The 277-nt window shown below is 44.8% G+C and carries 1 rRNA gene; it reads left to right on the forward strand.

Annotation, left to right across the window (positions count from 1 at the left end):
• Window positions 1-173: 173 nt before the first annotated feature.
• A 5S ribosomal RNA gene (rrf, locus tag V6259_RS19800) occupies window positions 174-277 on the forward strand; the annotation flags it as partial.

The raw sequence follows: 277 nt of genomic DNA on the forward strand, positions 1-277 counted from the left end.
GGTTTTTGGATGAGACAGCTCATCAAAGATTGCAAAGACACATTACGATAGAAACTGGTTTAACCTTGATTTACGTTATTTCAAAACGAATTGTTAAAGATCCAAGCATGTCTTCGCGTGTTTTGGTCACACCAACCAACAGAAGGTGAGCCAGAACGAACGCAGCAGAATTGCTTGACGATCATAGAGACGTTGAACCACCTGATCCCATCCCGAACTCAGAAGTGAAAAGCGTCATCGCCGATGGTAGTGTGGGGGATCCCATGTGAGAGTAGGT

The organism is Marinomonas sp. TI.3.20 (assembly GCF_038155025.1).
GTDB classification, from domain to species: domain Bacteria; phylum Pseudomonadota; class Gammaproteobacteria; order Pseudomonadales; family Marinomonadaceae; genus Marinomonas; species Marinomonas flavescens.